Consider the following 308-nt stretch of genomic DNA (forward strand, 5'->3'; position numbering starts at 1 on the left):
AAACTTTGCCTTCGCCATCGCTTTGGTCTTTCGTTCCCGACGTTCCGGACGCACACAATGGCCCGGCCGGGATCCGTCGTCCTGTGGCGCGCGCGGGTTGGAGCGGGTGAGGGGAATCGAACCCCCGTCGTAAGCTTGGAAGGCTTCTGCTCTACCATTGAGCTACACCCGCCGAGCCATCCCGCCGGCGCGACCGTCCGGGGCAAACGCGATCACGGACAAGCCGTGGAAAGTAGTGGTGGAAGGGGCTGGATTCGAACCAGCGTACGCTATCGCGGGCAGATTTACAGTCTGCTGCCTTTAACCAC

At 62.0% G+C, this 308-nt stretch carries 1 tRNA gene; it reads right to left on the bottom strand.

Features of this window, described 5'->3' with window-relative positions:
- Nucleotides 1–98 precede the first annotated feature (98 nt).
- A tRNA-Gly gene (locus tag TSO352_RS06730) sits at nucleotides 99–172 on the bottom strand.
- Between the last annotated feature and the right edge of the window lie 136 nt (nucleotides 173–308).

Source organism: Azospirillum sp. TSO35-2, assembly GCF_003116095.1.
GTDB lineage: Bacteria > Pseudomonadota > Alphaproteobacteria > Azospirillales > Azospirillaceae > Azospirillum.